Below are 12,662 nucleotides of genomic sequence, written 5' to 3' on the forward strand. Positions count from 1 at the left end.
CACCGCATTCTGCGGGGTGCGGAGACGTCGTCCAAGACGGTCCCCGGCGACACGCCGCTTTTCAGCGCTCCCATCTGACCAGCCGCCCGCCGGCGCGCCACTGCCAGCCGGCCGCACAGCCATTGCCACGATGCACACCGAACCGAACGACATGCAGACCCGAGGGGAAGAGATGCCGCAGACCGTCGCCGCCCAGCACAGCAAACTTGCACCTGCCCTGACCCGCAGCGGTACCGTTCCCGCTGTGTCGGCCTATGCCGGCTACCAGATCATCCGGCGCAATGGCGCCGTGGTGTCGTTCGAGCCGAACAAGATCGCCGTGGCGCTGATGAAAGCGTTCCTGGCGGTGCACGGCACGCAGGGTGCGGCTTCGGCCAGCGTACGCGAGACGGTGGACGGCCTGACCGAGGCGGTGGTGCGTGCCCTGCTGCGGTCGCGGCCGGGCGGCGGCACCTTCCACATCGAGGATGTACAGGACCAGGTCGAACTGGGTCTGATGCGAGGCGGGCATCACGAGGTGGCGCGGGCCTACGTGCTCTACCGCGAGCGCCGCGCGCAGGAGCGCTCGCGCCATCAGCCCGCTGCCACGGAGCCGCGTGCACCGGAACTGAGCGTCGTCGACAACGGGCACCGCGTGCCGCTGGACCAGGCGGCGCTGCGCGCGCTCATCGAGTCGGCCTGCGAAGGCCTCGGCGACGAGGTCAGGGCCGAGCCGATCGTCAACGAGACCCGCCGCAACCTGTACGACGGTGTGCCGATGGACGAGGTGTACAAGGCCGCGATCCTGGCCGCGCGCACCCTGATCGAGTCGGACCCCGGCTACACGCGGGCCACGGCGCGTCTGCTGCTGCACACGATCCGGCGTGAGATCCTGGGTGAGGAGGTGACCCAGGCGCAGATGCACACGCGCTATGCCGATTACTTCCCGTCCTTCGTCAAGCAAGGTGTCCAGGCGGAACTGCTCGACGAGCGGCTGCTGCAGTACGACCTGGCCAAGCTGGGCGCCGCGCTGAAGGCGGACCGTGACCTGCAGTTCGACTACCTGGGCCTGCAGACGCTGTACGACCGCTACTTCCTGCACATCGACGAGCACCGCATCGAGATGCCGCAGGCCTTCTTCATGCGCGTGGCGATGGGCCTGGCGCTCAATGAAATCGACCGCGAGGCGCGTGCGATCGAGTTCTACGACGTGCTGTCGAGTTTCGACTTCATGAGCAGCACGCCCACGCTGTTCAACAGCGGGACGCGCCGCTCGCAGCTGTCGAGCTGCTATCTGACGACCGTGTCCGACGACCTGGACGGCATCTACGAAGCCCTGAAGGAAAACGCGCTGCTGTCGAAGTTCGCGGGTGGCCTGGGTAACGACTGGACGCGCGTGCGCGCGCTGGGCAGCTACATCAAGGGCACCAATGGCAAGAGCCAGGGCGTTGTGCCGTTCCTCAAGGTGGTCAACGACACGGCGGTGGCCGTCAACCAGGGCGGCAAGCGCAAAGGCGCGGTCTGCGCCTATCTGGAGACCTGGCACCTGGACATCGAGGAGTTTCTGGAGCTTCGCAAGAACACCGGTGACGACCGCCGGCGCACGCACGACATGAACACGGCGAACTGGATCCCCGACCTGTTCATGAAGCGGGTGATCGAGGGCGGCGACTGGACCCTGTTCAGCCCCAGCACCTGCCCCGATCTGCACGACAAGTTCGGCAGCGCGTTCGAGGCGGCCTACACGGCCTACGAGGACAAGGTCGACCGCGGCGAGCTCAAGCTCTACAAGCGCATGCCCGCCAAGGATCTCTGGCGCCGGATGCTGACCATGCTGTTCGAAACCGGCCACCCTTGGATCACGTTCAAGGATGCCTGCAACGTGCGCAGCCCGCAGCAGCACGCGGGCGTGGTGCACTCGTCGAACCTGTGTACCGAGATCACGCTGAACACCTCCGACGACGAGATCGCGGTCTGCAACCTCGGCAGTGTGAACCTCGCCCAGCATGTCAAGGACGGTGACATCGACCATGACAAGCTCCGGCGCACGGTGTCGACGGCGATGCGCATGCTCGACAACGTCATCGACATCAACTACTACGCGGTGAAGAAGGCGCGCGACAGCAACCTACGTCACCGCCCGGTCGGCCTGGGCGTGATGGGCTTCCAGGATGCGCTTTACCAGCTGCGCCTGCCCTATGCGAGCGATGCCGCGGTGGAATTCGCGGATCGGTCGATGGAAGCCATCTGCTACCACGCCTACTGGGCGAGCACGGAACTGGCAGCCGAGCGGGGACGCTACAGCAGCTACCGCGGCAGCCTCTGGGATCGCGGCATCCTGCCGCAGGACTCGCTGGACCTGCTGGCGCAGGAGCGCGGCGGCCATGTGGACGTGGATCGAAGCAGCACCCTGGACTGGGCCGCTCTGCGCGAGCGCATCGGCACGCACGGCATGCGCAATTCCAACTGCGTGGCGATCGCACCGACGGCGACGATCTCCAACATCATCGGCGTCGACGCCTCGATCGAGCCGTGCTTCGGCAATCTGTCGGTCAAGAGCAACCTGTCCGGTGAGTTCACGGTGATCAACGAGTACCTCGTCAGGGACCTGAAGCGGCTGGGTCTGTGGGACGAGGTGATGGTCATGGACCTGAAGCACTTCGAAGGGTCGCTGCGGGCCATCGATCGGGTGCCGGAAGAGCTCAAGCAGCTGTATGCGACCGCCTTCGAGGTGGAACCAGCCTGGCTGGTGGAGGCCGCAGCGCGTCGGCAGAAGTGGATCGATCAGGCGCAGAGCCTGAACATCTACATGGCGGGCGCATCGGGCAAGAAGCTCGACGAGACCTACAAGCTCGCCTGGCAACGTGGCCTGAAGACCACCTACTACCTGCGCACCACCAGTGCCACGGCGGCCGAGAAGTCAACCGTGTCCCGCGGGCAGCTCAACGCCGTGCCGCAGGGCGGTGGGCCAGCGACGCGAACGGACATGGCCGCTGGAAACGCGCCAGGCAGTGACGTCAAGTTCTGTTCGATCGACAACCCGGACTGCGAAGCCTGCCAGTGAGCGCATTCGGTGAGCGTGGTGCGATGCGGTGGCGCAACAGCACCATCTGCCACGCTCGCGGCATCACTTGGTGTTGCTTGCACACACTCCGATAATCAAGACATCAGGAATCCAACCATGCTGGTCTGGGAAGAAGATCGCGGTCGAGCTGCCGCTGCCCCGTCGGTGAAGGCTACGCCTTCCGTCGTAGCGGATTACCGCAGGGCGCCTGCGGAGACGAAGTCTGTGACCGATGTGGCTGCGGCCGCATCGGCGCGCCGCGTCAACGTCGCCGACAAGCGCATCATCAACGGGCAGACCGACGTCAACCAGCTCGTGCCCTTCAAGTACAAGTGGGCCTGGGAGAAGTACCTCGCCACCTGCGCCAATCACTGGATGCCGCAGGAAGTGAACATGAGCCGCGACATCGCGCTGTGGAAGGACCCGAATGGTCTGAGCGACGACGAGCGGCGGATCATCAAGCGCAACCTCGGCTTCTTCGTCACCGCGGATTCTCTGGCGGCGAACAACATCACGCTGGGCACGTATCGTCATATCACTGCGCCCGAATGCCGCCAGTTCCTGTTGCGTCAGGCGTTCGAGGAAGCCATCCACACCCACGCCTACCAGTACATCGTCGAGAGCCTGGGGTTGGACGAGAGCGAGATCTTCAACGCGTATCACGAGGTCTCGTCGATCCGTGACAAGGATGAGTTCCTGATCCCGTTCATCGATGCCATCATGGACCCGCACTTCCGCACGGGCACCATGGAGGCCGATCAAACGCTGCTGAAGAGCCTGATCGTGTTCGCGTGCCTGATGGAAGGCCTGTTCTTCTATGTCGGCTTCACGCAGATCCTGGCCCTGGGCCGGCAGAACAAGATGACCGGCGCGGCCGAACAGTACCAGTACATCCTGCGTGACGAGTCGATGCACTGCAACTTCGGCATCGACCTCATCAACGCGATCAAGCTGGAGAATCCGCACCTCTGGACGCCTGCGTTCCGAGACGAGATCACACAGTTGTTCATGAAGGCGGTCGATCTGGAGTACCGGTATGCCGAGGACACGATGCCACGCGGTGTGCTCGGCCTGAACGCGTCGATGTTCAAGGGCTATCTGCGGTACATCGCGAACCGGCGTGCGACACAGATCGGTCTGGAAGCGCTGTTCCCCAACGAAGAGAACCCGTTCCCCTGGATGAGCGAGATGATCGACCTGAAGAAGGAACGCAACTTCTTCGAGACGCGTGTCATCGACTACCAGACCGGGGGCGCACTGACATGGGATTGAAGGCTGGCCAGTGTTCGTGGCCAGGCAGCCTGCAGTAAAGATTCGGACGCTTGTTCGTGACGCCAGAAGCACGCCCAGCGTTCGACCTGAGTTCGTCGAGGTCGGGCACCTGTCGACCTTGACGAGCAACCGTGCGGCTTCCCGCTGCATGGCGCTCTTTGCAACTTGATCAAGGAGAAAACAATGGCAACTGCGAAGAAGGCCGCTCCGGCCAAGAAGGCCGCTCCGGCCAAGAAGGCCGCCCCGGCAAAGAAGGCCGCTCCGGCCAAGAAGGCCGCTCCGGCCAAGAAGGCCGCTCCGGCCAAGAAGGCCGCTCCGGCCAAGAAGGCCGCTCCGGCCAAGAAGGCCGCTCCGGCCAAGAAGGCCGCTCCGGCCAAGAAGGCCGCCCCGGCCAAGAAGGCCGCCCCGGCAAAGAAGGCCGCCCCGGCTAAGAAGGCCACCCCGGCTAAGAAGGCCGCAGCAAGCCGAAAGCCCTCTGCGAAATCAACGCCGACGAAGGCGTCAACAACAGCAAAGACTGCCCTTGCACCAGCGGCGGCTTGGCCGTTCCCGACCGGCAACAAGCCCTGACAGCCGGCCTGCCAGAGCTACTGCCCCGGGACGAATGAAGCGTGGGGCACCGACACCCGGACTGGCCACGGCCAGCCGGGTGTTTTCATGTGGATGGCATCGCATCGAGCGCGCAGAGCCGCTGAAGCTCACTGCAGGAGTTCGGCTGAACTTGGCCGGTGATTCTGCGGCCCGTGGCACGCGATCTTGCAGGCCCCGAGCCGATTGCCGATCGCCGCGCAGCGCTGGAGCGTCCACCCTCTTTCCAGACCGTACAGCAGTGCAGCCCGAAAGGCGTCTCCGCACCCTGTAGGGTCGGCAATGGCTGTCGCCACCACCGGCGGGCATTGGGTCAGATGACCAGCCATCCACACCTCGCTGCCTTCGGCGCCCCGCGTCACAACAACCCCCTCGATGCCGGGCGCACGGGACAAGTCGGCCAGGTCCGTTCCCAGCCTGTCGCATAGCATGCGAGCTTCGTAGTCATTGACGGCAATCCAGCGCGCCAGGGCCACGAAGTGTCTGAGCTCGTCCGGGTTGAACATGGGCAGGCCCTGTCCCGGATCGAAGATGAACGGGATGCCCGCATCGTGCATCTGTTGGGCATGGCTCAACATGGCATCGCGGCCGTCCGGTGCGATGATCCCGATGTTCAGGTCCGAACGATCAACAGGGACCCTCGTCTCATGGGCATGCTGCATGGCCCCTGGATGAAAGGCCGTGATCTGGTTGTTGTCCTGATCGGTGATGATCATGGCCTGAGCGGTATAGATCTCCTGCACCTGGCGCACCAGCGTCGTGTCCGCGCCCCAGGACTGCAACCGGGCCAGATACTCTGCTCCGTCGGTGCCAAGCGCCGCCATCACCACCGGTGCGCCGCCGAGAAGATGCAGGTTGTAGGCGATGTTGCCGGCGCACCCTCCGAACTCACGCCGCAGCGTAGGCACCAGGAAGGACACGTTCAGGATGTGCACCTGGTCGGGAAGAATCTGCTGAGCGAATCGGCCCGGGAAGTTGGTGATGGTGTCGAAGGCGAGCGATCCGCAGATCAGCGCTGGCATGGGAACCTCCGTGTTCAGGCTGTCGCCTGGTGGGTCAAGGGTAGAAGAGTTCGATCGTGTAGCCGAGCACGGGCGCTGCACCGATGCGCACCCGGGCCGACGCGACCAGATTGCTGCGTGCACCAATGGCAGATGCTTCGACGCCAAGCTCCGACAACGTCAGCACCCGACGCACCGTGGGTTGGCCTGTTGCATCGCTGAGCACCAGGTCCAGTGCCGGAGTCAGGACGCTCAGCCCGGCGCGATTGCGCACCGTCACCGTCAGCGTGTAGATCCCATCCGCAGGCGCTTTCGTCAGCGTGCTGCTGTCCACCGAAAGCCCCTCGAGCAGTCGGGGCGCACCAACACGGCACCCCTGCAGCGCGCAGAACCGGGCGCTGACAGGCTGCATCCACGGCCAGCGGGCAGCCAGCCAGTCGTGGTGTGACGTCAGGATTTGCGCCGCCAGCCCTGACGCCGAGACAAGGATCAGCGTCGTCAGCACCACGCGGACGAACGGACGCCGCCAACGAGCCGCACGGTCCGCCTGCACGACGAACGCAGGCGTCGCCATGTCCGCGACGCCCGCTGCCACCGGGGGCGGTCCGAGCCGCTGGGAAGCCGTCACCTCGGCCGGTGCCTTCGCAACCATCGTTGCTGCGGTGGATGTCGACGGTCGCCGGCCTTGGGCTGGCTCAGAGGCCTCTGCGTCCGGACCCGGCCCGTCGCCTTGTTGCGATTCAGGCACCGTCGGTGCGTCAGACGCAGCCCGAGGCAGACCATGGCCGTTGACAGCGGCCGCCTCCGCTGTCGCTGGACGCTCGATGGCCTCCTCGGACGGAGCGAAGTCGCTCCCCGAGACTCGGGCAAGCTCGGCCATGATGCGCGGGCCGTGCTGGCTGGGCACGCCTTCGGGCCGTTCCGGCGCAGCGTCGACCAGGCTCTCGATGGCGTTGAAGACCTCGCCGCAACGCCCGCAGCGAACCCAGCCGGACGACACGCGCAGCTGGTCCTGCACGACCCTGAACACCGTGCCGCAGGCGGTGCAGCGCGTCGCCAGGCTCATCGATCGTCGTGGGACGCGCGCTGCCCGCCCATGAGCACCCAGCCGTCCAGGCTGTCCAGCACCTCCAGCGTCAGCCAGGGCGCATAGGCCTGCCGAAGCTCGTCGACCTGGCGCTCCAGGATGCCGGCCAGGATCAGGCGGCCACCCGCTTCGACGTGTCCACACAGCAGCGGGGCCAACAGCTTGAGCGGCTGCGCCAGGATGTTCGCCACCACCAGCGGATAACAGCCGCTCGCCATCGCCGGATCACCGGCCCTCACCGTCACACCGTTGGCGGCAGCGTTGTCCTGCGTGGACTGGATGGCGGCCGCATCGATGTCGACGGCATCGGCCGTATGCGCGCCCAGCAGCAGTGCACCGATGGCCAGGATGCCGGAGCCGCAGCCGTAATCCAGCATCCGGGGCCAGCTGCGGGCATTCGTGGCCAGCCAACGCAGACACATCAGCGTCGTCGGGTGCGTGCCGGTGCCGAACGCCAGCCCCGGGTCGAGCCTGATCACCGTCTTCGCTGCAGCCGGCGCCTCGTGCCAGCTGGGCACGACCCAGAATTCCTCGGTGATCGACACCGGCTCGAACTGCGACTGCGTCAGGCGCACCCAGTCCTGCTCCACCACCGGCATCATCGCCAGCACCCGCAGACCCGTTGTCCAGTCCTGCGCCAGCAGCAGCGCCGCCGCCGCCTCGGCCTGAGCCTCGGTCTCGAACAGCGCACGCACCGTCGAGCTCGCCCAGGCCGGCTCCGGTGCTGGCATCCCGGGCTCACCGAACAGGGCCTGCTCCGCCTCGGTGCCGGCATCGGCGTCCTCCACGGACACCGACAGGGCGTCGAGTTCGTCGGACAGCGCGTCGGACACCGGCTCCACCAGCGCCTGCGGCAAGCCCAGCACCAACTCGATCATCGGCGGTGCTGCTGCAGCCAGCCCTCGAGGTAATGAATGCTCGTGCCGCCTTCGACGAACTTGGCGTCGACCATCAGCTCGCGGTGCAGGGGCACGTTGGTCTGGATGCCCTCGACCACCGTTTCCTGCAGCGCCGTGCGCATGCGGGCCAGCGCTTGATCCCGGGTGTCGCCGTGCACGATGATCTTGCCGATCATCGAGTCGTAGTGCGGTGGCACGAAATAGTTCGTGTAGGCGTGTGAATCGACCCGCACGCCCGGCCCGCCCGGTGGATGCCACATGGTGATCCGCCCAGGTGACGGCACGAAGCGATAAGGATCCTCGGCGTTCACCCGGCATTCGATCGCATGCCCGCGCATCGCGATGTTGCGCTGGGCAAAGGGCAGCTTCTCGCCAGCGGCAATGCGGATCTGCATCTGCACGATGTCGATGCCCGTCACCAGTTCCGTCACCGGGTGCTCCACCTGCACCCGCGTGTTCATCTCGATGAAGTAGAACTCGCCGTTCTCGAACAGGAACTCGAAGGTGCCGGCACCGCGGTACCCGATCTTCTTGCAGGCCGCCGCACAGCGGTCGCCGATGCGCTCGATCACGCGCCGCGGAATCCCGGGCGCCGGCGCCTCCTCGATGATCTTCTGGTGGCGGCGCTGCATGGAACAGTCTCGCTCACCCAGCCACACCGCGTTGCGGTGGGTGTCGGCCAGCACCTGGATCTCGATGTGCCGCGGGTTCTCCAGGAACTTCTCCATGTAGACCGCCGGGTTGCCGAACGCTGCCCCGGCCTCGGCACGCGTAGTCTGCACGGCATTCAGCAGCGCCGCCTCGGTGTGCACCACACGCATCCCACGGCCGCCGCCGCCACCGGCGGCCTTGATGATGACCGGGTAGCCCACCGCACGGGCGATCTTCACGATCTCCTTCGGATCCTCCGGCAGCGCACCCTCGGACCCCGGCACGCAGGGCACGCCCGACCGGATCATCGCCTGCTTGGCCGACACCTTGTCGCCCATGACGCGGATCGACTCCGGCGTCGGCCCGATGAAGGCGAAGCCGCTGCGCTCCACCCGCTCGGCAAAGTCCGCGTTCTCCGACAGGAAACCATAGCCCGGATGAATCGCCTCGGCGTCGGTCACCTCCGCCGTGGCGATGATGGCCGGCATGTTCAGGTAGCTCTGCCCCGACGGCGCCGGCCCAATGCACACCGCCTCGTCGGCCAGTTTGACGTACTTGGCCTCGCGGTCGGCCTCGGAGTAGACGACGACGGACTGGATGCCCATCTCGCGGCAGGCGCGCTGGACCCGCAGCGCAATTTCGCCCCGGTTGGCGATCAGGATCTTCTTGAACACCGCGGTCGCTTACTCGACGATGAACAGCGGCTGGCCGAATTCGACCGCCTGACCGTTCTCGCACAGGATCTGGACGATCTTGCCGCTGCAGTCGGCCTCGATCTCGTTCATGATTTTCATCGCCTCGATGATGCAGACCGCCTCGCCTTCCTTGATGCTGCTGCCCACCTCGACGAAGGGCTTGGCGCCCGGGCTGGCGGCACGGTAATAGGTGCCGACCATCGGCGACTTGATGACCTTGCCGGCGGGCGCGGCAGGCGCCTCGGCCGGCGGCACGGTGGCCGAGGCGGCCACAGGGGCAGGGGCGGCGGACGCCATCATCACCGGCGCTGGCGCCATCACCATGCCGGTCGCACCGCCACCCTTGACGATGCGGACCTTGCCTTCGGCTTCCGTGATCTCGAGTTCGGAGATGTTCGACTCGGACACCAGGTCGACGAGTGTTTTCAGCTTGCGCAGATCCATGCGTTTCCTCGGTGGGCCACCCGCGGGTGCGGCGCCCTGTCAGTGTTCTCTGGCCGCGCACCAGCAACGTCGTGACGACGCGACTGGCCCGCAAGGTTGCGAAATGTAGTCTAGAACCCGCGGGAAGTCGACTTTTGGCAGCAAAAGAGGTCGAAAGCGCGTCTCTTGGTGGATGTTAGCGCGTGAAGTCGGCCAGCCTTTGCGCATCCAGTTCGCCGACATGTGTGCGCAGCAGGCGGCCATCTGCGTCGAACAGCGCCGAAAACGGCAGGCCACCACCCTCGTTGCCGAGTTGACGGCTGAGCTCGACCCCCTGGAAGCCCGCCAGGCCGATCGCGAACGGCACCGGCTGACGCTGGATGAATTCTCGCACGGGCGCGCCAGCATCTGCCGCCAGCCCCACCACCTGCCAGCCCACCGCCGGTTGCCGGCGGTGGAACTCGCCCAACAGCGGCATCTCCCGGATGCAGGGCGGGCACCACGTGGCCCAGAAATTCAGCAGCAGCGGGCGCCCCAGGTAGGAGGCCATGACCAGTTCCCCGCCGTCGGGGCGGTCGAATCGCGCCATGAACACCGGGTGCGGCGACGGCGCGACACGTTCGCGCCAGAGGGCCACACCGAGCCCGAGCGCGCCGGCACCGCCGGCGGCCGCCAGGCCGAGCACCATGCGCCGGCGCGCCGTCACGGCGTCACCTCGGGCGCCAGCAGGCGCGCCACGGCCGCCGCGTCGCCACGCCACGCGCGGCCGCGCGCATCGGGTTTCAATGCACCCCGCAGGTCGTCCAGATCGTGCACCCACAGGTGCAGCATCACCCGTTCGCCGAAGGGGCGGCAGGGCACCCACAGGCTGAGCACATCGCAGGTGTCGCCGTGCCGCGAGGCCGGCCCCGCCGGGCCGGCCTCGAATGCCAGACCCTGGTCCAGCAGCAGGAGTTCGGCCGCCTTGGGGTCGTCGCAGTAGAGGTCGATCATCACCGCGGAGCGCCGGGTCGCCGTGCCACGCCAGACGGCACCCGACAGGTGCGGCCGCAGCGGCTGCAGGCGCTGCATCCAGTCCAGCGCCAGGGCCCGCAGCGCACGCAACTCGCCCGGTTGCTCGTCCGCGTGGAAGACGGCGATGTGTTCACGCACCGCGTCCTCCAGGGCCTCGTTGGACGGCAGGCTGCCACGGTAGCCCAGCGCCTTGGCCGCCTTCTGCTTCGCGCCGGCGTAGTCCAGACCGTCGTCCACCACGTGCCCCGCGGCCACCGCCAGCAGGGATTCGACATCACGCATGCCGGTGCCCCTTCCGCAGCTGCCCATGCGGCAGCGTCGGCCGGTGACCGGCCCTGCATCCATCCGCCACATGCATCCGCCGACTCATGACCACTGCACGTCCCCCATGCGACCCAGGATGACCTCGGTGCGCCCCGCCAGGTAGGCCGAGTCCGGCCGACGCTCGAAGCGCTTGGGCGCCGGCAGCATCACGGCCAGCCGCGCAGCCTGCCGTTCGCTCAGGCGCGCCGCATCGACGCGGAAGTAGCGCTGTGCCGCCGCCTGGGCGCCAAACACGCCGGCGCCCCACTCCACGTGGTTGAGGTAGACCTCCATGATCCGCGGCTTGTCGAGCCACAGCTCCAGCCACAGCGTGAGCACCGCCTCCTGCGCCTTGCGCAGCACGGTGCGTTCGCCGGACAGCAGCATGTTCTTCGCCAGTTGCTGGGTGATGGTCGACCCGCCCACCAGCTTGGCAGGCCGCACGACCTGCCCAGGTCGGTCCGCAGCGCGCCGCTCGGCGCGCGCCTGCTGCGCCTGGTTGCGCGCCCAGGCCCGCTCGATGGCGTCCCATTCGATCCCGCCATGCTCGGTGAAGCCGGCGTCCTCGCTCGCGATCACGGCGCGCGGCAGCGCCGTCGCGATGCGCTCCGCCGGCACCCAGTCGTGCCGCCAGGTCCAGGGTTCGCCGCTGCGCCACAGCCGCCAGGCCTCGCTGCGCTGGAAGCTGGTGGATGCCGGGTCGACCCAGGCCGCCGCGGCCACGCGCAGCGCGAAGACGCCTTGAAGCGCCAGCCCGCACACCAGCAGCATGGCCGCAAGGCGACGCAGCGAACGCCAGCCTGCGCTCACGTGCCCATCTCCAGGCGCTGGCGCAAGGCGGCCAGCACCGGTGCCGTGTCGGGTCGGCAGCCACGCCAGCCGTAGAAGGCCTCGGCCGCCTGTTCCACCAGCATGCCCAGGCCGTCGCGCGGCACGGCGCCATGGGCGCTCGCCCAGTCCAGGAACGGTCGTGCCGGCGCACCGTACATCAGGTCCACCGCCAGCGCGCCTTCGGCCAGCCGCTCCGCCGCCACCGGCACGGCCGCACCGGCCAGGCTGCTGGCACTGGCATTGACGACGACGTCGAACCGGCCAGTGGCCGCGTCGAGGCCGCCGGCCTTCAAGCGCACGCCGTGACGAGCGGCCCAATCGCCATGGCGCGCGGCCAGCGCGTGCGCTCGATCGGGCGTGCGGTTGACCACCATCACGACAGCCGGCCCGGCCTCCAGCAGCGGGCCGAGCACGCCGGCCCCGGCGCCACCGGCGCCGACCAGCAGCACGCGCTTTCCGCGCAGCGGCACACCGGCGCCGGCCTCGATGTCACGCACCAGGCCAATGCCATCGGTGTTGTCGGCCCACCAGCCCTCGGCGTCGAAGCGCAGCACGTTCGCCGCACCCGCGAGCTGTGCCCGCACGCTCACGGTCGTCGCCAGGGCCGGTACCTCGAACTTGAACGGCACCGTGACGTTACAGCCCCGCCCTCCTGCGGCTGCGAAGGCGCGCACGGTCTCGGCAAACCCGTCCATCGGCGCCAGCACGCGCTCATAGCGCAGGCGCTGCCCCGTCTGGCGTGCGAAGGCCTCGTGGATGAAGGGCGACTGGCTGTGCGCCACCGGGTTGCCCAGCACGGCGTAGCGGTCCAGGCCAGGCTCGTGCGCGTCGACGGTCATGGGGTCGGGGTCTCGG

At 67.4% G+C, this 12,662-nt stretch carries 11 protein-coding genes and 1 pseudogene; 3 read left to right on the plus strand and 9 right to left on the minus strand.

Annotated elements, in window-relative coordinates:
• Positions 1-151: 151 nt before the first annotated feature.
• From ENE75_RS06705 to ENE75_RS25260, 3 genes and pseudogenes are all read left to right on the plus strand, one after another.
• Positions 152-3,043 (plus strand): ribonucleoside-diphosphate reductase subunit alpha, encoded by a 2,892-nt coding sequence (locus ENE75_RS06705; protein ID WP_375138478.1) that lies wholly within the window; start codon positions 152-154, stop codon positions 3,041-3,043.
• Between the two features lie 117 nt (positions 3,044-3,160).
• A complete protein-coding gene (locus tag ENE75_RS06710; RefSeq protein ID WP_128197112.1) occupies positions 3,161-4,315 on the plus strand; it encodes a ribonucleotide-diphosphate reductase subunit beta in 1,155 nt (384 codons plus the stop codon).
• A gap of 192 nt (positions 4,316-4,507) precedes the next feature.
• A pseudogene (locus ENE75_RS25260) lies at positions 4,508-4,885 on the plus strand (histone); the annotation flags it as partial.
• 128 nt (positions 4,886-5,013) lie between these two features.
• Here ENE75_RS25260 and ENE75_RS06720 read toward each other — a convergent pair.
• From ENE75_RS06720 to aroE, 9 genes are all read right to left on the minus strand, one after another.
• On the minus strand, positions 5,014-5,925 hold the full coding sequence (locus tag ENE75_RS06720) for a carbohydrate kinase family protein (protein ID WP_128197117.1): 912 nt from the start codon (positions 5,923-5,925) through the stop codon (positions 5,014-5,016).
• 34 nt (positions 5,926-5,959) lie between these two features.
• Positions 5,960-6,970: a zinc-ribbon and DUF3426 domain-containing protein gene (locus tag ENE75_RS06725; protein WP_128197119.1), complete on the minus strand. Its 1,011-nt coding sequence runs from the start codon at positions 6,968-6,970 to the stop codon at positions 5,960-5,962.
• Positions 6,967-7,869, minus strand: coding sequence for a 50S ribosomal protein L11 methyltransferase (gene prmA, locus ENE75_RS06730; RefSeq protein WP_128197121.1), 903 nt, complete (start codon positions 7,867-7,869; stop codon positions 6,967-6,969). Before prmA ends, ENE75_RS06725 begins: the two co-directional genes overlap by 4 nt.
• The gene (accC, locus tag ENE75_RS06735) at positions 7,866-9,215 is read right to left on the minus strand and encodes an acetyl-CoA carboxylase biotin carboxylase subunit (RefSeq protein ID WP_128197124.1); all 1,350 of its coding nucleotides are present in this window, start codon (positions 9,213-9,215) and stop codon (positions 7,866-7,868) included. The genes prmA and accC overlap by 4 nt, the downstream gene beginning before the upstream one ends.
• Before the next feature lie 9 nt (positions 9,216-9,224).
• A complete protein-coding gene (gene accB, locus ENE75_RS06740) occupies positions 9,225-9,680 on the minus strand; it encodes an acetyl-CoA carboxylase biotin carboxyl carrier protein (protein WP_128197126.1) in 456 nt (151 codons plus the stop codon).
• Between the two features lie 175 nt (positions 9,681-9,855).
• Entirely contained in the window at positions 9,856-10,365 is a 510-nt protein-coding gene (locus ENE75_RS06745; RefSeq protein WP_233258969.1) for a TlpA family protein disulfide reductase, read from the minus strand.
• Positions 10,362-10,955, minus strand: a complete 594-nt coding sequence (locus ENE75_RS06750; RefSeq protein WP_128197129.1) for a hypothetical protein — start codon at positions 10,953-10,955, stop codon at positions 10,362-10,364. Before ENE75_RS06750 ends, ENE75_RS06745 begins: the two co-directional genes overlap by 4 nt.
• A gap of 84 nt (positions 10,956-11,039) precedes the next feature.
• Positions 11,040-11,747 (minus strand): monofunctional biosynthetic peptidoglycan transglycosylase, encoded by a 708-nt coding sequence (mtgA, locus tag ENE75_RS06755; protein WP_128198211.1) that lies wholly within the window; start codon positions 11,745-11,747, stop codon positions 11,040-11,042.
• 35 nt (positions 11,748-11,782) lie between these two features.
• The gene (gene aroE, locus ENE75_RS06760) at positions 11,783-12,646 is read right to left on the minus strand and encodes a shikimate dehydrogenase (RefSeq protein ID WP_128197131.1); all 864 of its coding nucleotides are present in this window, start codon (positions 12,644-12,646) and stop codon (positions 11,783-11,785) included.
• Positions 12,647-12,662 lie beyond the last annotated feature (16 nt).

This window comes from Rubrivivax albus (genome assembly GCF_004016515.1).
GTDB classification, from domain to species: domain Bacteria; phylum Pseudomonadota; class Gammaproteobacteria; order Burkholderiales; family Burkholderiaceae_C; genus Rubrivivax; species Rubrivivax albus.

Bases quoted from the DNA above. Each gene is read 5' to 3' on its own strand.
- ENE75_RS06705 (WP_375138478.1), top strand. From the start codon at position 152: ATGCAGACCCGAGGGGAAGAGATGCCGCAGACCGTCGCCGCCCAGCAC.
- ENE75_RS06710 (WP_128197112.1), top strand. From the start codon at position 3,161: ATGCTGGTCTGGGAAGAAGATCGCGGTCGAGCTGCCGCTGCCCCGTCG.
- ENE75_RS06720 (WP_128197117.1), bottom strand. From the start codon at position 5,925: ATGCCAGCGCTGATCTGCGGATCGCTCGCCTTCGACACCATCACCAAC.
- ENE75_RS06725 (WP_128197119.1), bottom strand. From the start codon at position 6,970: ATGAGCCTGGCGACGCGCTGCACCGCCTGCGGCACGGTGTTCAGGGTC.
- prmA (WP_128197121.1), bottom strand. From the start codon at position 7,869: ATGATCGAGTTGGTGCTGGGCTTGCCGCAGGCGCTGGTGGAGCCGGTG.
- accB (WP_128197126.1), bottom strand. From the start codon at position 9,680: ATGGATCTGCGCAAGCTGAAAACACTCGTCGACCTGGTGTCCGAGTCG.
- ENE75_RS06750 (WP_128197129.1), bottom strand. From the start codon at position 10,955: ATGCGTGATGTCGAATCCCTGCTGGCGGTGGCCGCGGGGCACGTGGTG.
- mtgA (WP_128198211.1), bottom strand. From the start codon at position 11,747: ATGCTGCTGGTGTGCGGGCTGGCGCTTCAAGGCGTCTTCGCGCTGCGC.
- aroE (WP_128197131.1), bottom strand. From the start codon at position 12,646: ATGACCGTCGACGCGCACGAGCCTGGCCTGGACCGCTACGCCGTGCTG.